The organism is Peribacillus sp. YIM B13477 (genome assembly GCF_042787955.1).
Taxonomy (GTDB): Bacteria; Bacillota; Bacilli; order Bacillales; family DSM-1321; genus Peribacillus; species Peribacillus frigoritolerans.
The window spans coordinates 559,939-583,359 of sequence record NZ_JBHZPD010000001.1; the positions used below are offsets into that span (position 1 = coordinate 559,939).

Sequence of the window (23,421 nt, forward strand, 5' to 3'; positions counted from 1 at the left end):
TTTACAGACAGGCTCTCTTTTGGAGCCTGTCTTTTATTTTACGAATGGGACAACCAGGCAGCATACATAGAAAAAACATAATACGTTTCATTTTCTAATGGTTGGTAAATATCTTGACTATCAATGTGAAATAAAGGATAATATACTTTTGCCTAAGATTTTAATGATTCGGATTCTATATACTGATGATAGATAAAAGGGGAGACCAGAATGCTTAAAACACTGCCTTTTTCGGTAACAAAGGAAGATTCTTTTTACGATAAGCTTTCAGAATGGATCGGTGATGTCTTTTACGATATTCTTCCCGAAAAAGGATTTGAGCTGCGTGACGAACAAATCTTCATGGCATTTCAATTAGAAAAAGCCTTTAAGGAAAAGAATGTAAGTTTTGCTGAAGCAGGGGTAGGGACCGGTAAGACATTGGTCTATTTACTATATGCGATTTGTTATGCGAGATATACGAATAAACCGGCCATTATTTCGTGTGCAGATGAAACGTTGATTGAACAGCTTGTCAAAGAGGAAGGCGACATCCAAAAAATCAAGAATGCTTTAGGTATTGAAGTGGATGTTCGGCTTGCCAAATATCACGATCAATATGTATGTCTAAAGAAGTTGGATTACGCTGTGAATCATGAAGATTCAGAGGGAATAGATCAGCTATATGATGAACTTCCCAAGTTTGTCCATGATAACTCATCCATGAACGCCTATACAGCATATGGGGACCGTAAACAGTACCCATATTTAAATGATGAAGACTGGTCTAAAGTTGGCTGGGATCAACTCCAAAACTGTTTCACTTGTGATAAACGCCATCGATGCGGGCAAACCCTATCACGGGACCACTATCGAAAATCAAGTGATTTGATCATTTGTTCACATGATTTCTTCATGGAGCATGTATGGACCAAGGAAAAGCGTAAGCGTGAAGGACAGTTGCCATTGCTGCCAGATCATAGCTGCGTTGTCTTTGATGAAGGCCACTTATTGGAATTTGCTGCTCAAAAGGCTTTAACTTATAAAGTTGGGGAACAAACCCTTGCCTCGGTTTTGGAATTGCTTACAGCCAATCAGGTTCGTGAAGAAACCTTATACATCATTGAGGATTTAATTGATATCAATGAAGAATTTTTTGATTTGTTGGATGAAAAAGCGATACATGTCAGCGGATCTAATCGTTATGAAATCCCAATGTCCAAAGAAATTACAAGCTTTGCCCATAAGCTTCACAAAAAGGTTGAGGAGTTAGAGGAGAACCTAGTTTTTGAAGCGGAAATGTACACGATCAATGATTATGATTTAAAAGTGACGGAAGAATATTTAGAGCAGCTGGGCTACTCCCTTTCTCTATTTGTAAAGGATGAACAGGCCGTTTCCTGGTTTGAAGAAAATGAAATGACCAAAACATTGGTCATCATGCCAAGGCTCGTACAGGATATTTTGTCTGAACAGGTATTCTCTAAAAAAATCCCTTACATTTTTTCATCGGCAACATTATCGGATAATAAATCCTTTCAATACATTGCAGATAGTTTAGGGATAGAAAAGTATGACAGCTTTTCCGTTGAATCACCGTTTGATTACGATGAAGTCATGAAAATGAACATGCCTTCCTTCGAAAATGGAGATCAATTGGCTAAACTTCAATTTACGATGAAGACAATTGAGGAAAATGAAGGTCGAACACTCGTGTTGTTCCAGTCAAAAGAAGAATTGCATTGGTTCAAGGAAAATTGCCCAATGTCTTCGTATCCATTTTATTTTGAAGGGGAAGCGGAAATCAGCGAGCTGGTTAAGAAGTTCCAAGAGGATGAGCAATCTGTTCTTTTCTCCTATCATTTATGGGAAGGACTTGATGTTCCAGGGCCTTCATTACAAAATGTTGTGATACACTCCCTGCCATTCCCGCCGCGCGATCCAGTTTTCGAGGCTAAACGCAACTCGGTTTCCGACGCATTTGAAGAAGTGGACCTTCCATACATGCTCCTTCGCTTGCGCCAGGGAATAGGGCGTTTGATCAGGACGAGCAATGATTCGGGGACAGTCCAGATTTTGATTGATAAGGATCTTTCGGAGCAGGTGAAAGAGAAGATTGTATCCATTCTTCCTGTTAAGCTTTAACTCAAGTCTATCCAAAAAAGAGCCAAGGTGCCCCTTGGTTCTTTTTTTATTTTAATTATTTAATCGGAGTGGTTCTGATAGGAATGATTTTTGTATAATATGGTAAAGTGTAGTTGGAAGGAGCAGTGATCATGAATAAAAAGGGTATCGATCTGATAGAAAAAGAGTTTAAAGAATATGTAAAGAAAATCTCGGCGTATAATGAAGCACTCGCGTTAATTTTTTGGGATTTGCGTACAGGTGCACCGAAAAAGGGAGTTGAGCAGCGTTCCGAAGTTATCGGGGTGCTTTCCTCCGAAGTGTTTAATATGAGCACAAGTAAAGAAATGGAATCCTTCATTGCAGAACTTTCGATGGAGCCTCTTAGTGAAACGACTAATAAAATGGTGCAAGAGTGTAAGAAAGATTTTGAAAGGAATAAGAAAATTCCTGCAAACGAATATAAGGAATTCGTCATTTTACAATCGCGTTCTGAAAGTGCATGGGAAGAGGCAAGGGAAAAAGCTGATTTTTCTTTATTTCAACCTTATCTGGAGCAAATTGTAGCGTATACCCGTAGGTTTGTAGAATACTGGGGATATGAAGGGACGAAATATAATACCCTTTTGGATATGTATGAACCAGGCATGACTGTAGATGTACTTGACAGCGTATTCAGTGAGCTTCGGTCGAGGATCGTTCCTTTGGTAAAACAGATTGCAACAAGCGAACATAGACCTGAAACAGGGTGCCTTTATAAAGAATTTCCAAAAGAAAAACAGCATCAACTCAATTTGGAAATTCTAAAACAGCTAGGATACGATTTCAAGGCTGGCAGGCTGGATGAAACGGTTCACCCTTTCGAAATTAGAATAAATAGGGGAGATGTCCGGGTGACGACCCGATACGATGAAAATGATTTTAGGGGGGCAATCTTTGGTACCATTCATGAATGTGGACATGCCATTTATGAACAGAATATCGCCAATGAGTTAACCGGAACACTACTTGATTCCGGGACATCCATGGGGATCCATGAATCACAATCTTTATTTTTCGAAAACTTCATTGGACGGAACCATAGCTTCTGGAAAAATAAATTCTCCTTATTAAAAGAATATGCCCCCGAACAATTCAATGACGTGACACTGGATGAATTTTACCGGGGCATTAACGAATCGAAACCATCGTTCATCCGTATTGAAGCAGATGAACTGACGTATCCTCTACATATAATGATTCGGTATGAACTGGAAAAGGCTCTTTTTAATGGAGAACTTGAAGTGAAGGATTTACCGGAAGTCTGGAATGAAAAATATAAGGATTATTTGGGAATTGTCCCTGAAAATGATGCCATGGGCGTGTTGCAAGATGTACACTGGGCAGATGGCAGCTTTGGTTATTTCCCTTCTTATGCATTGGGCTATATGTATGCAGCCCAAATCAAGCAAGCGATGCTTAAAGATTTGCCTGATTTTGATGGACTGTTGGAAGCGGGGGATATTGCGCCAATCAGGGAATGGCTTAATGAAAAGATACATAAATATGGAAAATCAAAAAAACCTTTGGAGATTTTGAAAGAAACGACAGGGGAAGGCCTGAATGTTCAGTATTTAATAAAGTATCTTGAAGATAAATATAAAGAAGTTTATAAAATCAAATGAACCAAAGGAAGAAGGACTTGCATTAAGTGTAAAGGTCTTCTCAGTTTGTAGACAAAAGGGGTTCGGAATTAAAAATTCCGAACCCCTTTTGGAAATTCCCTTTAAATTTCCGCCTGAAATTAAGCGATTGGGGCTCTACAAGCCCACTAGGTTAGGCCATTTTTGGACCTTGCTATGTCCAATTGGCCATCTTTTTTAAAGTAATCCAGCGAAAAAAGTAAGCATCGCCTGATATCGACAATTTTTATGTCCCCTTAAAGTAGTCCACTGCGTACCATTCTTTTGCATCTCCCGAATACACGCTCAATCGTTTCTTTACGTTTCGCATATATAGTTTTTACATCTAAATGATGACGCAGATGATACGCCTCCTCCACATATGTTTGCCAGATAGGCCGTGTCACCACTTTTTGATATTCTTTTGTACACTGTGATAAAGATTAGGATGTTGAACAGATGTGTTTTGGCGATTTGTACTCACGATAGCCCTCTTTATATGTTGTGGAGTACATTAATATCTCACCCAAAGGGCAGTTTAACTAATATGACTGGATCAATATTTGGCGTCCTACCTCTTAATACATATCTTTCACCAAATCATAAGTGAAAAAGAAGTCAATGGCAGCCTCCATTTCACGAAACAAATGGTTCGCTGGCACTAGTTGATATAAAGTAATCATTTCCAGTTGATTTCGCTGGATAGAATCATGCTTTATAGGAAAAAGGGTTCTAAAAGTTAAAACAAAGTTGAACGGAAGATGCGAGACTCCTGCTTAGAAAAGCGAGTCAGGGGAGACCCCGCAGGCGCAAAGGCGACGTGGGCGGACCGCCCGCGGAAAGCGAGTACCTGTAGAGGAAATCAACGGTCAAATTGTACAAACCATAAAAGGGTATGAGTAAAATACCAGAAAATGTTATTTGAAGTGGCAGCGATGTTTTTTCTTTATAGGTAAATCCATGCTATTTAGGTTTAGTGATTTCACAATTTTCTATTAATACGAATGATGGCTTATTTTTTTTATTGAAAGTTCGGTTTTTAACAAAAATAACTTTTCAAATAGAGTCAGCGTTGTTATAATTCATATATTAATAAAATATAAAGTTTCACTCGTATAATAGCAGGGATATGGCCTGCAAGTTTCTACCGGATTACCGTAAATAATTCGACTATGGGTGAGTAATAGATCTTGTTGCATAATGAAGGCTTTTGCTGATTCATTTTTCATTCATGCCCAAGAAGTATTGCTTCACTCAAAAAAAGTGCAGCGATGTTTCTTGGGCTTTTTTATATGCCTGGAAACAATTGCATAGTTTATGGATCAATAAACATCCAAGATTGGGAGGAACCTTCATGCAACTTTTAAAGGATAAAATTTTGTCCGAGGGTCAAGCTTTATCAGAAGATATTTTAAAAGTAGATTCATTTTTAAATCATCAAATGGATCCTATGTTAATGAAAGAAATTGGTAAAGAATTCGTAAAACGTTTCGAACAAAAGGAAATAACGAAAGTGCTGACAATTGAATCTTCTGGCATTGGACCTGGTTTGATGGCTGCGCTGGAATTGGAAGTTCCGCTCATTTTTGCCCGTAAACGTAAATCACTTACTTTAACAAATGATTTAGTAACGGCGTCCGTTCATTCCTTTACAAAAAAAGAAACCAATACCATTACGGTTTCCAATAAATATATTGAAGCCGGAGATAAGGTTTTGATCATCGATGACTTCCTTGCTGTCGGACAGGCAGCACGGGGGTTGGTGGAAATCTGTAAGCAGGTTGGAGCAGAAGTGGCCGGAATCGGCATCGTGATTGAAAAAGCATTCCAAAGCGGTGGTAAGGATCTTAGGGAACAAGGTTTTCAAGTGGAATCACTTGCACGGATTGCTGAGTTGAAATTCGGTGAGATAACGTTTGCTGAGGAAAAGGAAGGAGAAGCCGTCAATGTCTAATCAATCACCATTAAAAGTTGCTTCATTAGGATTACAACATGTTCTAGCCATGTATGCCGGTGCAGTCGTCATTCCATTGATAGTCGGTGGGGCGCTGGAATTGACTGCAGCACAGTTAACTTATTTAGTTTCGATAGACATTTTGATGTGCGGGATAGCAACTTTATTGCAAGTATGGAAAAATAAATTCTTTGGAATTGGGCTTCCGGTCGTCCTGGGCTGTACATTTACTGCAGTTAGCCCGATGATTGCAATTGGTACGCAATATGGAATCAACTCCATTTATGGATCTATTTTGGCGTCGGGATTGATCGTCATTATCATTAGTAAGTTTTTCGGAAAACTGGCAAGGTTCTTCCCGCCCATTGTCACTGGATCGGTCGTTTTGATTATTGGCATTACCCTCATTCCTGTTGCCATCAACAATCTTGGTGGAGGCCAAGGAGCTGCTGATTTCGGAGACTTGAATAATGTAGCTCTTGGGTTCGGAACTTTGTTATTCATTATATTCATGTATAAATTCTCATCAGGATTTGTACGCTCCATCTCTATATTATTGGGGCTGTTAGTAGGAACATTTGCAGCTTTCTTCCTTGGGAAAGTGGACTTTAGCTCGGTTGTCAGTGCGACTTGGCTGCATATGCCTCATTTTTTCTACTTTGGAACCCCGACATTCAACGTCACGGCAATCATTACAATGACATTGGTGGCGATCGTCAGCTTGGTGGAATCGACTGGTGTTTATTATGCTCTTGGTGAAATCACAGACAAAGAAATTTCAGAAGACGATCTGGCTCGCGGATATCGTTCTGAAGGACTTGCCATCATGATTGGCGGTTTGTTCAATGCGTTTCCGTATACAGCTTTTTCACAAAATGTCGGCTTGATTCAATTGTCAGGCATTAAAACAAGAAATGTCATATTCACAACGGCTGGCATTCTTATTTTCATAGGTTTTGTTCCAAAAATCGGTGCATTCACGACAATTATCCCTTCATCCGTGCTTGGCGGTGCAATGGTGGCGATGTTCGGGATGGTCATTGCCGCTGGAATTAAGATGTTGAGCAAAGTTGATTTTGCTTCTCAAGAAAATTTATTGATCATCGCTTGTTCAGTAGGGATGGGACTAGGGGTGACCGTCGTTCCTGAGCTATTTGCGCAAATTCCGGAAAGCTTTCAAATCTTAACGGAAAACGGTATTGTTGCCGGAAGTTTGACAGCCATATTCTTGAATATCGTTTTTAACATCATACCTACAAAAGGGAAAGTGAAGGAAGCCCGTATTGAAGGGCAAAATGTAGCCTGATTAAAAATAGATTCTGTAATCTTGATAGATTCACCCGTTTACATGCCCAAAATCCTCAGGTGAAGAGGATTTTGGGCATTTTTTTCATTTAGACCGAAGCATATCATTGATAATGAATTTGGAGTTTTGTCAGATAAAAGGAAACTCTCTTCACTTTTTGAATATATTGATAGTATATGTTCAGGAAAGTAGTGATAGGGATGGAGAAAAAATATTGTATTCATTGCCGGACCATACTAAGCCAGGAGTATAGGTGCAGTGTGTGTGGAAAAGAAGAGTTTCAAAACATCATTATACAAGTGCAAAATCAATCTTCAGTAAAGAAAGATGACTGAAAGCGCCCCCTTACCAAATTATAGGTAAGGGGGTTTTATTATATCGTGTATACATTTCGATTATTAAGGTGATATGAAGGGTACCTCGCCATTTTATCGCCATTGCCCATAATGACGTGGGGGGGTGTAATACCAACCAATGCTTTGTCTCCTGCTAAAGAGGCGGTAACATTACCGGCAAGCATGCTGCCGAATTCTGCTGCAAAGGATTCAAACATGATTTCACCGTTTTACTCATCCCATACATATCACCATTTAGCTATAAAGCATAATTGGTGTCATGGTGGGTATATTAACCATATCATGAATATTTAGGGGTGGAATCATGCCGTATTTATTATCTGGATCTCATGTAAAGCTGCCACATTTGCTTTCACAAGAAAAAATCATGGAATTTTCGAGAGAAATATTTGGAGCATCATTTAAGAATATAGAACGGTTACTAAAGGCCTTTAAGAATGGACAAGTGGAAAATCGATATTTTTCAAATGATCTCGATTGGTTTAAAGAGGATCATTCTTTTGCCGATCGGAATGATTTATATATACAGCAGGCAATCAAATTTGGGAAAGAAGCTATAGAAAAATGCTTAGCCAACACAGAATTTTTAAAAGAAGGACTGCAGGCAAACGAGCTAGATGCTTTCTTCTTTATCTCAAGCACGGGGATTGCCACCCCGACCATTGATGCCAGGATAATGAATGAACTTACATTTAACCCGCATGCTAAAAGGATTCCGATTTGGGGGCTTGGCTGTGCAGGGGGAGCGAGTGGCCTATCACGTGCTTTTGAATATTGCCAAGCATACCCGACTGCGAAGGTCATTGTTTTAAGCGTGGAGTTATGCAGTCTGACATTTCAAAGGAATGATATCTCCAAAAGCAATTTAATTGGGACTTCCCTATTTTCCGACGGAGTAAGCTGTGTTTTGGTTTGCGGTGATGAAGTGCCGAGTGAACAGTTCTCAAAAAAAGCAAGACATTTGCAATTTTTGGATTCGCAATCGACACTAATGCCGGATTCATTGGATGTAATGGGGTGGGATGTTAAAGATCAAGGGTTATACGTGATTTTTTCGAAAGATATCCCTACAATCATCAAGGATTGGCTTAAACCGAATGTTCAAGAGTTCTTAATGGAGAATGGATTCGATCTAAACGATGTAAAAGATTTCATCGCTCATCCTGGAGGCAAGAAAGTAATTGATGCTTATCACGAAGCCCTCGGGTTCGATGAAAGCATGACGGGAGAGTCAATGAGCGTATTGCGTGAATTCGGCAATATGTCCTCAGCAACTATTTTGTACGTTCTGGAGAGGTTCATGCAGCGGGGCGGGAATAAAGGTGAGGTGGGCCTGGCTGCTGCATTGGGGCCTGGGTTTTCATCTGAACTTGTGTTAATGAGGTGGAAGTGATGATCTTCGCCATTTTCATTATCTTGATCGCTATACAGCGCCTTGTTGAATTATATATCGCCAAACAAAATGAAAAACAGTTGAAAGCTGGAGGAGCAATAGAATACGGTGAGTCCCATTACAAATGGATGGTTCTGATGCATCTTAGTTTTTTTATTGTTCTCATTATTGAAGTGGTCGCCCTTGAAAGGGATATATCTGGACTTTGGCCGATTTGGCTGACCCTTTTTCTAATTGCGCAGTCAGGAAGGATTTGGGTAATCCGTTCATTGGGAAAACATTGGAATACAAAAATCATAGTGGTTCCTGATGCCGAGGTAGTCATTAAAGGTCCTTATAAATTTTTCAAACATCCGAACTATATCATAGTGGCAACTGAGATTTTAGTTATTTCCTTATTATTCAATGCATATTATACTGCTATCATCTTTAGTTTATTGAATGTTTGGATGATGATGGTAAGAATCCCACTGGAAGAGAAGGCATTAAAGGAAAACACGGAATATTCTACGGTTTTTAAGGGAGAATAATAAAAAAATTTAATTACTTATTGAAAATGATTATCGTTCGTGATAAGATTCTAAATGAAGATGAAAATTATTCTCATTCGGATTTCAATCATTTATTTTAATTAAAAACTAAAAGCTAATCAATATAAAAGAGGATGGTGTTGGTAATGGTTTGGGTATTCATTTTATTGACAATCGCTACATATGGTTTTGTGATGAAACATGTATTGAATAATATTCAAAAACCGGCAAAGGCAGTAAAACCTTATACCGAGTCACCAATGGAAAACCGAGCTGCTTTTAACCCCACCCCAACAACCAGGTAAACATCCTGGTTTTTTTTTTTGCATTCCAACAATATGATCAAATTGCGCGAATCCACCAATTGGTGGTTTTTTTTTGAACATGGCCTGTAATGAATCATATAGTAAAAATAAAGCTGACGGTATGAATAACAAACGAAATCGTTTACAATAAGAATATCAAAATGACGATAGATTAAGGGGTATGGATTCATGATTCAAGAAACATTAAAGCAACAGTCCAAATTGGGGATTTTGACTGCCATGTATGAGAAATTTCAATCGGCAGGTGATACAGGCAATGCAGATAAAATGAAACAGCTAATCATGAAAGTGAATAATGAGGAGTTCATCATTGCTTTTTGCGGTCATTTTTCAGCGGGGAAATCTAGTATGATCAACTTTCTCCTTGGTGATCAAGTATTGCCTTCAAGTCCGATTCCTACGAGTGCAAATACGGTAAAGGTACAAAAAGGGGAAGACTATGCCAAAGTCTTTTACCATCATCAGCCACCAGTCTTATTTCCCGCACCTTATGATTTTAAAGAGGTCAAGAAATTTGCCAAGGATGGAGATTCAGTATCGGCAATAACGATAAGTTCCAATGATTTTTCACTGCCGGATTCATGTGCGATCATGGATACGCCAGGAATCGATTCGACAGACGATGCACATAGAGTTTCTACGGAATCTGCCCTGCATCTAGCTGATGTCGTCTTTTATGTCATGGACTACAATCACGTCCAATCAGAAGTGAACTTCCTATTCACGAAAGAATTGTTGGAGGCTGAAAAACCGACATACTTGATTATCAATATGATCGATAAGCATGATGAGAAGGAGCTTGGATTCCAAGACTTCAAGCTTTCCGTTTCTGAAGCTTTTGCGAACTGGAATGTATATCCTGATGGTATTTTTTATACATCCGTAAGAGACTTGAACAATACCGAAAATGAAATAGAAGTGGTCAAGCAATTCATATATGAAATGGCGGGCAAAGGTTTAAATGATGGGAAGGATGCCATCATGCAATCGGCTAATGCCCTTGTCGAAAGACATCTTAATTGGCTGAAGGAGCAGTATGAAGAGGAACATGCCGATGATATTGAAGTATTATCAGAACTGCCTCATGAAGAGCGGATACACCTGACGAATCAGGTGGACAGCCTATTGAAAGAAAAAAAATCATTGACTGGACGCATAGAGGAAATCAAGGGCCAGTATGCCGATGCATTGGAAACCATTTTAAAAGGCGCATACATCATGCCGGCGGCAACACGGGACCTAGGTAAATCATTCTTGGAATCGGCTCAGCCGGACTTTAAAATGGGTCTATTATTTGCCAAGAAAAAAACGGATGCCGAACGTGAGGCACGTATTAAGGCGTTCTTGAGCGATCTGCAAGAAAAGGTGAAAACCCAGCTTGAATGGCATCTTAAAGAACTGGCGGTTAAAACGCTTAATCAAGCGGAAATCCATGATTCAACACTTGAAAGTAAGGCTCAGGCACTTCAGATCGAGGTAACGGAATCTTACATAAAAAACTCTTTGAAGCCTCAAGTCGATATTACGGGTGAATACGTTTTAAACTATACGAATGATTTGGCATCAGCCATCAAAAAGAAAGCACGTGATGTATCAGAAGGATTTTTGAATGATATGGTTACCGTTATGGAAGGAATAGTGGAACAGCAGTCCATGTCCATCGATAAGGAACTTGAAGGTTTTTCTGAATTTGCGGAAGCTCTTAAAGTTACTGCTGCGATGAACGCGGAAATCGAGTACCAAACGGAACGTTTAGAGGCCATTGCCCATCAAACTGAATCATTGGTCGATGAGCGTGAAATCGATATGCTGTTAACTGAATGGAATGAAGAGGAAAAAAATATTACAGTCAAAATCATGACAACCGATAAAGTAAGTAATTCAAGGTCCGTCAACGAACAATCTGTAAGTGATCATGTTAAAGAAATCAAGGAAGCTGTACCTTCCGTGACTGTTTCTTCATCTGATGCTACTGATTTACGCGGAAAAGAAAAGCTGATGGAAACTGCAGCGAGTTTAAAACAGGCGGCCGAGCTGATCCAACCTCTGAGAGGGTTTCAATCGCTTTATAAAGAATTGAAAGAGAAGGCAAATCGCTTGGAACAACAGACGTTCACGGTTGCCCTCTTCGGTGCATTCAGCGCGGGTAAATCTTCCTTTGCCAATGCTTTGATGGGAGAAAGCGTCCTTCCTGTCTCACCAAATCCGACAACTGCCGCAATCAACAAAATCATGTCTTCGGACGCTGAGCATCCACATGGAACGGCAACCGTCAAATTAAAGACCGAAGCGATGCTGTTGGAAGATGTAAGCCTGGCATTGGCAGCTTTTGATAAATCGGCAAAGACTCTGGATGAAGCACTTCAACTAGCAGGGCAAATCATTGCGAAGGCAGGGGAAGTTGATAAGGGTAAAACGCACTTATCGTTTCTTAGGGCGTTTCATCAAGGGCTTCCCGAGTACCAAAATGATTTAGGAAATGTGGTTACGGTAGACCTTGAAGGATTTAAACGGTTTGCTGCGGAAGAGTCCAAGTCATGTCTTGTTGATCTGATCGAATTGCGTTATGACTGTGAAATGACAAAGCAGGGGATGGTCCTTGTTGACACACCTGGGGCCGATTCGATTAATGCACGCCATACTGGAGCAGCTTTCGAATATATTAAGAATTCGGATGCCATCCTATTTGTGACCTATTATAATCATCCATTTTCCCGGGCAGACAGGGAGTTTCTGATACAGCTTGGACGTGTGAAAGATTCTTTCGCTATGGATAAGATGTTTTTCATCGTCAATGCCGTCGACCTGGCACAAACGACTGACGAATTGGACGAAGTGATGGATTATGTCACAGATCAATTGAATGGATTCGGAATCCGTTTTCCAAAACTGTTCCCGCTTACGAGTAAGGGGGCGTTGATGGAAAAACAAACGCCTGGTTCGTTTAAGCATTCATTCCTTCCTAATAGCGGAATCATGGAATTCCAAGGCCAATTCGATTCTTTCATAGAAAACGATTTAACTGGACTTGCGATTGAATCGGCTCAAGCGGCTGTAAAAAGAACCGAAGAATTGCTACGAGATGTAATTACAGCTTCCAGACAGGATGAGAAAGCGAAACGAAAAGCCCTGGAGACACTTTCTCATGAGTCACAGGCCATTTCGGAACTCCTTTCAGTCATTAAAGGGGATGCCGAAAAGCAACGGTTGAAAAAAGAGATAGACGAATTGACTTTCTATAGTAAACAACGGGTCTTCTTCCGGTTTAATGATTTCTTCAAAGAATCGTTCAATCCAGCTGTTTTAAAAGATGATGGAGGCGATCTGAAAATTGTCCTCAAGCAATCGATGAAGAACTTATTGGATGCGTTAGGCTTTGACCTTGCCCAGGAAATGCGGGCAACGGCTTTAAGGACGGAAATGTTCGTAAATAAATTACTGAATGAGAAACAGGGCAGTTTGCTTCAGCAAATGCAAAAAATAAGAAGAACCCTTTCATTACAGACATATGAACCCAGTGAGAGGGAATCCCTTGAATTCACTGGAGCTTTTGCCCAATTGGATACAGGGGAATTCAAAAAGGAATTGGCATTATTCAAGAATCCAAAATCTTTCTTTGAAAAGAATGAAAAAGCGAAAATGAGCGAAGGTCTTCAGAAGCGTTTGGATGAACCTGCCCTTATATATGCAAAAGAACAGGGGGAGCGGATTTACGAAATGTATAATGAAGTCTTCGATCAAGAGCTACTCGCGATTCAAAAAGAGTTTAAGACGGAAGTATCGGATATCTTTGCAGGTTTACGTGCAGCATTGGAGGAAACGGTTGATTTACCGTATTATGAAAATGCTGTAGCGGAATTGGCTAAAATGCATTCGAAATAGAAACGAGGTTCATTCATGAAAGAAAACCTTATTTCACGCTTGAGATACCTGGAAAAAAATGAGGATATAACCATATTGATGGCTGCTGTTACTGGCAGCCATTCTTTTGGTTTATCATCGGTCCAATCGGATTACGATGTTCGGTTTATATATGTTCATAATGATAAGCGATCATACTTGAGCTTGAGTAAGCCAGTTGAAGTCATTCAAGTGAAAGAAGGCCTATTTGACATGGAAGGCTGGGATCTCTTTAAATCATCCCGACTTACCTTAAAGAGTAACCCTGCTCTATTTGAATTGTTTCAGTCACCTATCAGGTTGATCACCCATCCGGATTATTATAGGAAGATGACTGGTTTGATAGCGGATTGCTATTCCAAAAAGGCACTGGGGCACCATTACTATCGGATGATGAGCGACAATCTTCAACAATTGACAAAAACAAGGGGTTCCGAAAGAAAAGGGCTAAAAATATGGGTACAAGTATACCGTTCGTATTTAACCCTTGAATATATCATCCAACGGGGTTCGCTGCCACCATTATCGGTATGGGAATTACTTGATTCGGTTTCAATGGATCAAGGAATGAAAAGCAGGATGACCCGGATATTTAAAGCAAAACAAATGGAAGGATGTATAAGCAACAATGAAAGTGAAAATAATCTTTCGCTAATAGAAGGGAAATCACTTCCCATAAAGAATGAGATAACTAGGCTACATCAAGGGAAGAACATGGAAATGGAACTTAATGAATTGATTTGGGCCATTTTGGAATAGGGGGTTATGATATGAGTTTTATAATCGAAAAAGAAGAGCTGTTGCCGTTGTTGAATTCTAAAGATATCAGAATTTGTGACTGCCGCTTTCAACTAGGCTCTCCTGATGCAGGGTATAATGATTACAAAAAAGACCATATTTTAGGCGCTGTTTATTTCGATCTTGAAAAGGACTTATCTGGTCAGGTTCAAGATCATGGCGGAAGACATCCTCTTCCTGACCTGGAAACCATTAAAGATAAACTGGAATCAAATGGAATCACCAACGATACTGTACTTATCGCTTATGATGGCGGGGAAGGTTCTTTTGCTTCCAGGTTTGTCTGGTTGCTAAGCTACCTTGGGCATCAGAAAGTCTTTGTCCTGAACGGGGGATATCGCGCCTGGAGGGATGCGGGCTATCCGATTGACTCGATTCAAATGAATTATATGCCAACCGAATATCGTATCGATTTAAATGAGCACGTTTTTGCATCTTTTCGAAAAGTGAAGGATTACACTTTGAATAGACCTGACGATATCGTATTAATGGATTCACGGGAATCTAAGCGCTACGAGGGAATCGAGGAGCCAATTGATAAAAAAGCCGGCCATATACCTGGTGCAGTAAATAAGGTGTGGACGAACGTTCTGGAAAATGGCTATTTTAAAAAGAAGGAAGATCTTCAGTCGAATTTTACAAGCATTGGTAAAGATAAGGAAATCATTGTGTACTGCGGTTCAGGTGTAACGGCCTCACCCAATTTTATCGCCCTGAAAGAAGCGGGCTTTAAAGATGTGAAGATTTATATTGGCAGTTTCAGTGACTGGATCTCGTATGATGATAATCCAATTGAATAATATTTTTACCAATTAAACGATCCTTAAAAAAAGGGACAGTTATGTTAAAATGGAAGTACATCATGATAGAGGTGATAATGTGTTAATGAAAGAAAATGAGCAGCATCCATCCTTTATGCTTGTCGATGGAATGGCGCTTTTATTTAGAGCTTTTTATGCAACGGCCGTTACTGGTCAATTCATGATTAACTCCAAAGGCATCCCGACCAATGCCGTTCAAGGTTTTTTGAAGCATATGCTGACGGCGGTGAATCACTTTTCACCCAGTCATGTAGCGGTATGCTGGGATATGGGCAGCAAGACTTTCAGAAATGAATTATTTGATGGATACAAGGCGAATCGATCAGAAGCTCCAGTCGAAATGATCCCTCAATTCGACTTAGCGAAAAAAGCGGTTGAAGCATTCGATATCCCTAACATAGGACTATCTGGTTATGAGGCGGATGACTGTATCGGAACAATTGCCAAAGCATCTGCACAGCATAGCCGAGTGGGTATATTGACTGGCGATCAAGATATGCTTCAGTTAATAGATGAAAACATTTCCGTCCTATTATTAAAAAAAGGGTATGGTAACTATGAGGTGCATAGTCCCGATAGCTTTTTTGAGTGGAAAGGGATTACACCAAGGCAAATGATCGATTTAAAAGCTTTAATGGGTGATACAGCTGATAACTATCCCGGAGTTAAAGGAATTGGGGAGAAGACAGCGTTGAAATTATTGATACAGTATCAAAGTATCGAAGGCATTCTTGAAAATGTTGCTTCATTGACGAATGGGCAACGGGCTAAAATTGAATCCGCTGTCGATATGCTTCATTTATCCAGAAAGCTAGCAGAAATAAAATGTGATGTACCAATTTCATGTCCTTTGGACGATGCGGTCTATCAGTATGATCGCGAAAAGGTCAAAAATCTGGCTAGGGATCATGAATTCAGGACATTACTGCGCATGATCTAATCAAACAAGGGGGAGCTTCCCAATGGGAGCTCCCCCTTTTGAAATTCCCTTTAAATTTCCGCCTGAATTTAAGAGATTGGTGATCTACTAGCCCGCGAGTTGAAGGGAGACCCCGCAGGCGCTTGCGCCGAGGGCGGGCCGCCCGCGGAAAGCGAGTGCCCTACGTTCCAATCAACGGTCAAATTGTACAGTCTGGGACATCGGTCCTTTACTTTGTACGATGATTTTTTTGTCGAAAAATGGATAGTCAAATTCTTTGATATACGGTAAGATGAAAATAAGGCATGAAGTATGGAGTGGATGAGGAAGTGGCGAAATCAACTGAAGAGTATGTTAGTTTTTTAGAGGGTAAGGGATTCACTTTTGGTAATGACGCGATTGGTTTTATTTATTTTGGTAAGCGCTACACGGATGCAAGTGATATTTTAGTCAATGCAGCAATAGAGTTGACATTAAAGGTACAAAAGAATTTTGATGGCAGCTTTTATATCTCCTTTTTGGAAAACTTAAAACAAAATGGCATTGAAACGCGTAGTGCAGCGGTATCGTTTGCAAAAGAACAGGGGCTACTTAAATAAATCGGACTTCGTAACTGGAAGTCCGATTTATTTTGGGCTTTTCAAGAAAACCCCTGTGTCACCGGTTTCTTTTTCTTAACAGGCAGTTCTGCAAAAATCATTCCCAAGAATATGAATGCGCAGCCGATGATGGAAGCGGAAGTTAATTTTTCCCCTATCAATATGTATGAGGATAACGCTGCAAAAACCGGTTCCATTGAAAAGATCAGCGCCACTCTTGTAGGTGTAGTATAGGCTTGGAAGAAAGTTTGTGCGAAAAAGGCAAAGGCTGTGGCAAGGGCTGCCGTAACCAACAAAGCAGTCCATACATCCCTCTGTAACATGACCTCTGAGCTGAAGATGACGGAATGATTCTCTTTGAAAATGAAAGCTGAAACAAATGATAATAAAGATACGGTGGAAACCTGAATCAACGTCAGCGTTAAAGCGGGAAGGGTCTTGGCATATTTAGCGGTAGTAATGATTTGCATGGCAAAACTGATTGCACACAAAAATACCAGCAAATCACCGATATTCAAATTGGAGCGGTCAGCGAAAGTCATTAAATAAAGTCCGATGGTTGCGGCTGCGACACCTATTATTGTATTGCGGGAAAGCCTATGCTTTAATAGCAGCAGGGAAAAAACAGGTACCATGACAACACTTAATCCTGTTATGAAGCCAGTCTTGGCAGGCGTTGTATAATTCAATCCGATCGTTTGAAGTCCATAACCGAGAAAAAGCCATACACCAATATGAAACCCAGCTTTAAAAAGGCCCTTGCTCCCGTTTTTCCCCTTTTTGTGTAGAGTAAATAAATAAGGGATGAGCAAGAATACGAACGCCATGAAAAAACGGACAGCATTAAACGTGAAGGGGTCAAGAAAAGATAGCGCATTTTGGACCATGACAAAAGTGACACCCCAGATGAATACAACGAATAATAATGAAAAATCAGCTGTCTTGTTCATGATTTTCCTCAGCCTTATTCAATCGAATGGCCCGTCTCGCCAACTCATCCGCGGACTTATTTTCGATATTTGGAATCCATTTCATGAAAAATAAATCAAGCTCGTCGGAAAGCTTTAACGCCCGTTCCAGCAAAAGGGCATACTTATTTTTTGCAAATCTTTTTTCAATGGCTTGGTTGATGGCTTGGGAGTCCGTACGAAAAGAAACGACTTGATACTCATTGGCCACACAAATCTCCAATGCTTTGATTAAGGCATGGTACTCCGCTTCATGGTTTTCCATATTCCCAAGCGGAAAGGAATGCCTCTCGACCACACCGTTATTATTTATGAAAACACCTGCACCGCTAGGCCCTGGATTGCCCGCACTGGCACCATCAATATACACTTCGATCAAGATGTGCCCCTCCTCGAGTTTAACTGTTAAAATGTTCGATATAATAACGTTTCATGTAAAATTAAGATTGAAACATGAGAATTTCAGGCTGATATGGGAACTATAATTAAAAAGAGTGATTAAAATGCTTACAATATATTATAAAGGGTATGACGAAAAAAAGGTATGAAAATTGTAAGCTGTTCTGCATGAATCGTGAATGGATAAGGAGCTGGAAATCTTTGAAGGTAATTATGCAATGGACATATCAAGCTTCAAAAAAACCATCTGCCGATTTCGTTTCGGATTGGCTTGATGCCGGGACTGCACTGGTCATTACGGAAGATCTTGAAAAGGCAGGAAGGCTGAAAGAAGTGAAATTCAAGGATGAATTCGATACAACATGGACCAAGAAGGAGTTAAAGAAACTCCTGACGGAAATTGAGGAAGAACCGCAGGATGTGACGGTCTTCTTTGATGGAGGTTTTCAAAAAGATGAAAAGGTGGCAGGAATTGGTGTTGCCATTTATTATCGTCAAGGAAAGAAGTTCTTGCGGTTACGCACCAACGTGAAATTGGAGCAATTCGAATCCAATAATGAAGCTGAATATGCGGCTTTTCATGAAGCGGTCAGGCAGATGGACGAACTTGGAATCCACCATCAAAGCTGTGTCTTTAAAGGTGATTCTCTCGTCGTCTTAAATCAACTTTCCGGTGAATGGCCTTGTATGGAAGAAAACTTAAATAAATGGCTGGACCGCATTGAAGCGAAACTGGATAAATTAAAGATCATTCCTGTCTGCAAGCCGATTTCTCGAAAGGAAAACCAGGAAGCCGATCGCCTGGCCACACTTGCACTGCAGGGAAAGGCCATTTTCAGTAAAATAGAAATTGCTGGGTCAAAGGAGCCATAACAACAATGAACAGGAAAAAAATATATGAAGAAGTGGAAGATGTTCTCGCTTCATTTTGCCAAGATTGTTTCTTAAGAAAGCATTTTCGAAAAGAGAAGGGGCGTACGTATGCCCATCAGTTCTGTATTTCAGAATGCACGGTTGGTGAAAAACTAAAACAGCTTGGCAATGAACTTAGTGACCGAACTTAATTGCTTTCATTAAGACACAAGGAAATGAAGGATATGGTATTATAGGTAAAAAATGGAAGGTGGAAGCATGTGAAACAGCCTTTTACCATACCCCAAATTGATTGCATAAGGAAAGAATTGAAAAAAGAATTTGCTTTAAGGGTAGATCATACGAACCTAACGTAAATATTCAGGATAGAATCAACGAAGATTCTCTTCAATTGAAAAACATCTTTCAAGATATACGTAAAGAAGAAAAATACAGCTTAAAAAGATTGTATTGATTAAAGCAAAAGATGCACCTGTCATTGCAGAAGCTGCAATGAATCCTGATATTTATTCCCTTTTCGATGAGCCGCATGCAGATAACGAGTACACGTATCCGCATAATATCGGTGTCGGGATAATCGCCACTTATCTAGGGATGAAGCTTGGATTATCCAAAGAAAAACTTTCAGCCCTGACTTTGGCAGCCATGCTGCATGACATGGGGAAAACAAGGATTTCGGATAATATAGTGGAAAAACCGGGTAAACCTAATGAGGCAGAATATGAAGATATGAAACGCCATGCCATTTATGGATATGAATGACTTAAAAATATCCCTGGAATCCCACCACCGATTGCATTAACAGCCCTCCAGCACCATGAACGGGAAGATGGGCAAGGCTATCCTCTAGGGCTGAGTGGAAAGGATATCCATCTTCATGCGGAAATCGTCGCTATAGCCGACGTATTACAAGCGATGTCATCAAATCGTGTATATCATCAGGCCATGCCGTTTTATAAGGTGATTGAGCAAATGAACAGGGATATGTTCAGTAAATTCAATCCTGAGATCCTAATGGAGCTTGAAAGCCGATTTATGTCCACGTTGGTAGGAAAAGAAGTCATGCTTACCAATGGACGATTCGGGACGATCATCATGATCGATCCATACAATCCCCTTAAAGCTTTGTTGAAAACCGGTACAGAGATCATAGATTTGCGAATGGAAAAAGAATGGCAAATCGAACGAATCATCGGTTAATGGAAAAAAGCCCGATTATAAAAAATCGGGCTCTTCGTCATTCTGCTTTACCGAATCAAAATAGGTTTTGAGCATCACTTTATTTTCGCTGAAGTCTGCAATCGTATATTGATCAAGGACTTGAAGAAAAGCATCCAAGGCATTGTTAAGGACAAATTTCAATGAACAAACGGGAGAAATCACACAGTTATCGTGATCTTTAAAACATTCCACTAGATAAAAATCTTCTTCGGTTCTCCGCACAAGTTCCCCTACATTTATTTCAGCGGGTGATTTTGCAAGCCGGAAACCGCCATTTCTTCCACGTATCGTCTCAATATAGCCTAATTTACCTAGATTATGAACAATTTTCATCAAATGATTTTTAGACAGTTGATATACTTCAGAAATCTCTTTGATATTTGATAATTTGCTGTGGTCGTGGGTAGCCAGGTAAATCAACACTCTAAGTGAGTAATCGGAATAACTCGTCAACCTCATGTTTATCGCCTCACATTCTATCCCCATTTGACTATATCATAAATGTGAACATTTTATAAACATGAAAACTTATTATCTGAAAAGATGTATAAAAAATATTGCTTTTAATGCATTTAAGTTCTAATATAAACATGTATTCAAAATACTTGTTTATGAAAAGGGGTTTACCTATGCTATCCCAGAAAACTATCGATATTATAAAATCAACCGTACCTGTATTAGAAGTGCATGGTACAACTATCACAACTGTATTCTATAAAAATCTTTTCGAAGCACATCCTGAATTATTAAATGTTTTCAATCATGCCAATCAAAAAAAGGGGCGCCAGCAAACTGCACTTGCCAACACGGTATTGGCAGCAGCTAAATATATAGATCAACTTGAAACGATTTTACCTGCCGTGAAGCAAATTGCACAAAAACATAGAAGCCTTGCAGTCAAAGCCGAACATTATCCGATTGTTGGAGAACACCTATTAGGCGCAATCAAAGAAGTGTTACAAGATTCGGCTACAGAAGAAATCCTTCAAGCTTGGGGGGAGGCGTACGGAGTCATTGCGGATGTTTTCATTAGCATCGAAAAGGAAATGTACGACGAAGCTTCCAATCAGGTCGGCGGATGGTCTGATTTCAAACGATTCACAGTGGTGGAAAAAGTACGGGAAAGTGACGTAATCACATCCTTTTATCTAAAGCCATCAGATGGAAATCAGGTTCCGGCATTTCTTCCAGGACAATATATTACCGTTCGGATCGAGATACCGGGTGAATCTCATTTATTCAACCGTCAGTATAGTTTATCTGATGTTCCGGGAAAAGATTATTTCCGTATTTCCGTTAAAAAAGAAAAGCCGGGAACCTCTCCTGATGGAAGGGTCTCTAACTACTTGCATGAATCCATTCAGATGGGTGACAGTATTGACGTAACGGCTCCTGCAGGTGATTTCACCATCGACTTGGATAAACGAACACCGGCAGTATTCTTGAGCGGAGGCGTTGGCATAACGCCTTTCATGAGCATGGTACATGCGGTAGCTGAACAGACACCTGAGCGTGATGTACAATTCATTCATGCAACCGATAATGGCCATTTACAGCCGTTCAGAATGGAACTGACAGAACTAGGACACAAACTTACCAACTATCAATTATCCTTTGTCTTTAAAAATCCGAGTGAGGATGATAAGAACCTGCCGAATTTTGCAAAGCAAGGGTATGTTGATAAGGAATTATTGAGCAGTATTGTTAAACCCGAGGCTGATTATTATGTGTGCGGCCCTGTGCCTTTCATGAAGGCCATAATCACTTACCTGAAAGAGCTTGGGGTAGATACGGATAAAATCCACTATGAATTCTTCGGCCCAGCCATGGCGCTATAAGGTTCATTCATCGAAGGAATGTTATTGACATCAAGAAGATAATTTTGCATACTATATTAAAACAATGAACGTTGAGAGAAGATTAGTATGCGAGAATCACTGTGACAGAGAGCGGCGTCAATTGCTGGAAGGCCCGCGACAGGAATGCGCTGAACCTGCTTCTTGAGTCCTATGCAAAACATAGGCGCAAATCCTGGCGTTATCAGGCAAAGTGGAATGCATGAATTTGCATTCAATGAAGGTGGTACCACGGAGAGCAGCCCTTTTCGTCCTTATTTCGAGGATGAAAAGGGCTTTTTTTCATGTCTTAGATATTTATTGGAGGAAGTAATCGATGGAAAAGAAACGCATCGTTGTAAAGATAGGAAGTAGTTCTTTGACCAACACACAAGGTGAAATCGACCAGAATAAATTTTCCGATCATATCCAGGCAGTGGCAGCTTTAAGGAAAGCCGGACATGAAGTTGTCCTTGTTTCATCAGGTGCTGTAGCGACAGGTTTTCGCAAGCTTGGCTACCCTACGCGACCTGTCACTCTCAAAGGAAAACAAGCTGCTGCAGCTGTAGGTCAAAGCCTATTGATTCAATCGTATATGGAACAATTGGGGCATTTTGGAATCGTGCCGGCGCAGATTTTATTAACAAGGAAAGATTTCTCGAAAAAAGATAGATATAAAAATGCATATGCCACATTGATGGAATTGCTTGAACGCGGCATCCTTCCGATCATAAATGAAAATGATACAGTATCGGTCGAGGAGTTGACTTTTGGTGATAATGATATGCTATCCGCCTTAGTAAGCGGCCTGGTCCACGCGTCCAACTTGATCATATTAACGGACATTAATGGGCTCTATGATTCCAATCCACAGACAAATCCAGGGGCGAAACGATTTGAAAAATTATCTGAAGTTACGGATGATTTATTGCAAATGGCAGAAGGTGCAGGTTCCAATGTCGGAACCGGTGGGATGAAATCGAAGCTGATTGCAGCGCAAACTGCATTGTCTCTGGGGGTGAAAGTATTCATCGGTTCTGGTTTGGGGAGTGATAAACTTCTAACAATCCTTGAAGGCAATGGTGATGGCACGTATATTGGGAATGATCTCTTGACGACGGTAACGAAAAACAAACAATGGATATCCCTTCATTCAAAAGTATCCGGGAAAATTTTCGTTGATGAAGGTGCCGAAAGGGCCTTAGTTTCAAATGGCAGCAGTCTGCTGCCAGCTGGAATTTATGAAATTAAAGGAGTCTTCAATAAGGGTGATGTTGTCGAAGTCTTTGGTGCAAATGGGTTATTAGGGCGGGGTGAGGTCCTTTATTCCGACGAAGAATTAAAACAGGCGATGGGAAAGAGGACATCCGAGCTTGTGATCACTTCCATAGAAGTGATCCATCGCGATAAATGGGTGAAAGCATAAAAATCAATTTCAAGAAAAAAGGGGGCATTTGGA

22 protein-coding genes, 1 pseudogene and 1 riboswitch are annotated in these 23,421 nt (G+C 40.2%); of the genes and pseudogenes, 18 read left to right on the forward strand and 5 right to left on the reverse strand.

Features of this window, described 5'->3' with window-relative positions; genetic code table 11:
• Positions 1-210 precede the first annotated feature (210 nt).
• Together ACFX4H_RS02810 and ACFX4H_RS02815 are read left to right on the forward strand one after the other, a co-directional pair.
• Positions 211-2,124 (forward strand): ATP-dependent DNA helicase, encoded by a 1,914-nt coding sequence (locus tag ACFX4H_RS02810; RefSeq protein WP_377433793.1) that lies wholly within the window; start codon positions 211-213, stop codon positions 2,122-2,124.
• A gap of 131 nt (positions 2,125-2,255) precedes the next feature.
• Positions 2,256-3,767, forward strand: a complete 1,512-nt coding sequence (locus ACFX4H_RS02815; RefSeq protein ID WP_377433795.1) for a carboxypeptidase M32 — start codon at positions 2,256-2,258, stop codon at positions 3,765-3,767.
• Positions 3,768-3,939: 172 nt separating this feature from the next.
• Here ACFX4H_RS02815 and ACFX4H_RS02820 read toward each other — a convergent pair.
• Positions 3,940-4,300: pseudogene (locus ACFX4H_RS02820) on the reverse strand (transposase); the annotation flags it as partial.
• Between the two features lie 555 nt (positions 4,301-4,855).
• A riboswitch (purine riboswitch) is annotated at positions 4,856-4,957 on the forward strand.
• 161 nt (positions 4,958-5,118) lie between these two features.
• Here ACFX4H_RS02820 and ACFX4H_RS02825 point away from each other — a divergent pair.
• Both ACFX4H_RS02825 and ACFX4H_RS02830 read left to right on the forward strand, forming a co-directional pair.
• Positions 5,119-5,718, forward strand: coding sequence for a xanthine phosphoribosyltransferase (locus ACFX4H_RS02825; RefSeq protein WP_034311269.1), 600 nt, complete (start codon positions 5,119-5,121; stop codon positions 5,716-5,718).
• Positions 5,711-7,024, forward strand: a complete 1,314-nt coding sequence (locus tag ACFX4H_RS02830) for a nucleobase:cation symporter-2 family protein (protein WP_098186724.1) — start codon at positions 5,711-5,713, stop codon at positions 7,022-7,024. The genes ACFX4H_RS02825 and ACFX4H_RS02830 overlap by 8 nt, the downstream gene beginning before the upstream one ends.
• Before the next feature lie 373 nt (positions 7,025-7,397).
• Here ACFX4H_RS02830 and ACFX4H_RS02835 read toward each other — a convergent pair whose 3' ends face one another.
• Complete coding sequence (locus ACFX4H_RS02835; protein ID WP_377433798.1) at positions 7,398-7,577, reverse strand: hypothetical protein; 180 nt, start codon at positions 7,575-7,577, stop codon at positions 7,398-7,400.
• A 107-nt stretch (positions 7,578-7,684) separates the two neighbouring features.
• Here ACFX4H_RS02835 and ACFX4H_RS02840 point away from each other — a divergent pair, with 107 nt between their 5' ends.
• The 8 genes from ACFX4H_RS02840 to ACFX4H_RS02875 all read left to right on the forward strand — a co-directional run bounded on the left by ACFX4H_RS02840 (position 7,685) and on the right by ACFX4H_RS02875 (position 16,666).
• Complete coding sequence (locus tag ACFX4H_RS02840) at positions 7,685-8,773, forward strand: type III polyketide synthase (RefSeq protein ID WP_377433801.1); 1,089 nt, start codon at positions 7,685-7,687, stop codon at positions 8,771-8,773.
• Positions 8,773-9,303: an isoprenylcysteine carboxyl methyltransferase family protein gene (locus ACFX4H_RS02845; protein ID WP_063590730.1), complete on the forward strand. Its 531-nt coding sequence runs from the start codon at positions 8,773-8,775 to the stop codon at positions 9,301-9,303. Before ACFX4H_RS02840 ends, ACFX4H_RS02845 begins: the two co-directional genes overlap by 1 nt.
• A 140-nt stretch (positions 9,304-9,443) precedes the next feature.
• The gene (locus ACFX4H_RS02850; protein WP_202315735.1) at positions 9,444-9,608 is read left to right on the forward strand and encodes a hypothetical protein; all 165 of its coding nucleotides are present in this window, start codon (positions 9,444-9,446) and stop codon (positions 9,606-9,608) included.
• A gap of 189 nt (positions 9,609-9,797) precedes the next feature.
• A complete protein-coding gene (locus ACFX4H_RS02855) occupies positions 9,798-13,511 on the forward strand; it encodes a dynamin family protein (protein ID WP_377433804.1) in 3,714 nt (1,237 codons plus the stop codon).
• 15 nt (positions 13,512-13,526) lie between these two features.
• A complete protein-coding gene (locus ACFX4H_RS02860; protein ID WP_377433806.1) occupies positions 13,527-14,288 on the forward strand; it encodes a nucleotidyltransferase domain-containing protein in 762 nt (253 codons plus the stop codon).
• A gap of 11 nt (positions 14,289-14,299) precedes the next feature.
• A complete protein-coding gene (locus ACFX4H_RS02865) occupies positions 14,300-15,127 on the forward strand; it encodes a sulfurtransferase (protein ID WP_377433809.1) in 828 nt (275 codons plus the stop codon).
• A gap of 85 nt (positions 15,128-15,212) precedes the next feature.
• Positions 15,213-16,088 (forward strand): 5'-3' exonuclease, encoded by an 876-nt coding sequence (locus ACFX4H_RS02870; protein ID WP_377434701.1) that lies wholly within the window; start codon positions 15,213-15,215, stop codon positions 16,086-16,088.
• Positions 16,089-16,372: 284 nt separating this feature from the next.
• A complete protein-coding gene (locus ACFX4H_RS02875) occupies positions 16,373-16,666 on the forward strand; it encodes a DUF6123 family protein (RefSeq protein WP_034307851.1) in 294 nt (97 codons plus the stop codon).
• A gap of 41 nt (positions 16,667-16,707) precedes the next feature.
• Here ACFX4H_RS02875 and ACFX4H_RS02880 read toward each other — a convergent pair whose 3' ends face one another.
• Positions 16,708-17,616: a DMT family transporter gene (locus ACFX4H_RS02880; protein WP_323602284.1), complete on the reverse strand. Its 909-nt coding sequence runs from the start codon at positions 17,614-17,616 to the stop codon at positions 16,708-16,710.
• Complete coding sequence (locus tag ACFX4H_RS02885) at positions 17,600-18,013, reverse strand: reverse transcriptase-like protein (RefSeq protein ID WP_063575784.1); 414 nt, start codon at positions 18,011-18,013, stop codon at positions 17,600-17,602. Before ACFX4H_RS02885 ends, ACFX4H_RS02880 begins: the two co-directional genes overlap by 17 nt.
• A gap of 221 nt (positions 18,014-18,234) precedes the next feature.
• Between ACFX4H_RS02885 and ACFX4H_RS02890 the strand changes: the two genes are divergently transcribed.
• The 4 genes from ACFX4H_RS02890 to ACFX4H_RS02905 all read left to right on the forward strand — a co-directional run bounded on the left by ACFX4H_RS02890 (position 18,235) and on the right by ACFX4H_RS02905 (position 20,106).
• Positions 18,235-18,906: a reverse transcriptase-like protein gene (locus ACFX4H_RS02890; RefSeq protein ID WP_377433814.1), complete on the forward strand. Its 672-nt coding sequence runs from the start codon at positions 18,235-18,237 to the stop codon at positions 18,904-18,906.
• 5 nt (positions 18,907-18,911) lie between these two features.
• Positions 18,912-19,097 carry a zinc-finger domain-containing protein gene (locus ACFX4H_RS02895; protein WP_034307842.1) on the forward strand — a complete coding sequence of 62 codons (186 nt, stop codon included), beginning with the start codon at positions 18,912-18,914 and terminating at the stop codon, positions 19,095-19,097.
• A 259-nt stretch (positions 19,098-19,356) separates the two neighbouring features.
• Positions 19,357-19,668: an HD-GYP domain-containing protein gene (locus tag ACFX4H_RS02900; RefSeq protein ID WP_377433817.1), complete on the forward strand. Its 312-nt coding sequence runs from the start codon at positions 19,357-19,359 to the stop codon at positions 19,666-19,668.
• Between the two features lie 18 nt (positions 19,669-19,686).
• Positions 19,687-20,106: an HD-GYP domain-containing protein gene (locus ACFX4H_RS02905; RefSeq protein ID WP_377434704.1), complete on the forward strand. Its 420-nt coding sequence runs from the start codon at positions 19,687-19,689 to the stop codon at positions 20,104-20,106.
• A gap of 15 nt (positions 20,107-20,121) precedes the next feature.
• On the opposite strand, the gene ACFX4H_RS02910 is transcribed toward ACFX4H_RS02905, so the two are convergent.
• Positions 20,122-20,586, reverse strand: coding sequence for an RrF2 family transcriptional regulator (locus ACFX4H_RS02910; RefSeq protein WP_034307840.1), 465 nt, complete (start codon positions 20,584-20,586; stop codon positions 20,122-20,124).
• Between the two features lie 170 nt (positions 20,587-20,756).
• Between ACFX4H_RS02910 and hmpA the strand changes: the two genes are divergently transcribed.
• Together hmpA and proB are read left to right on the forward strand one after the other, a co-directional pair.
• The gene (gene hmpA / locus ACFX4H_RS02915) at positions 20,757-21,965 is read left to right on the forward strand and encodes an NO-inducible flavohemoprotein (RefSeq protein ID WP_249597581.1); all 1,209 of its coding nucleotides are present in this window, start codon (positions 20,757-20,759) and stop codon (positions 21,963-21,965) included.
• Positions 21,966-22,299: 334 nt separating this feature from the next.
• Entirely contained in the window at positions 22,300-23,388 is a 1,089-nt protein-coding gene (gene proB, locus ACFX4H_RS02920) for a glutamate 5-kinase (RefSeq protein ID WP_034307834.1), read from the forward strand.
• Positions 23,389-23,421: the final 33 nt, after the last annotated feature.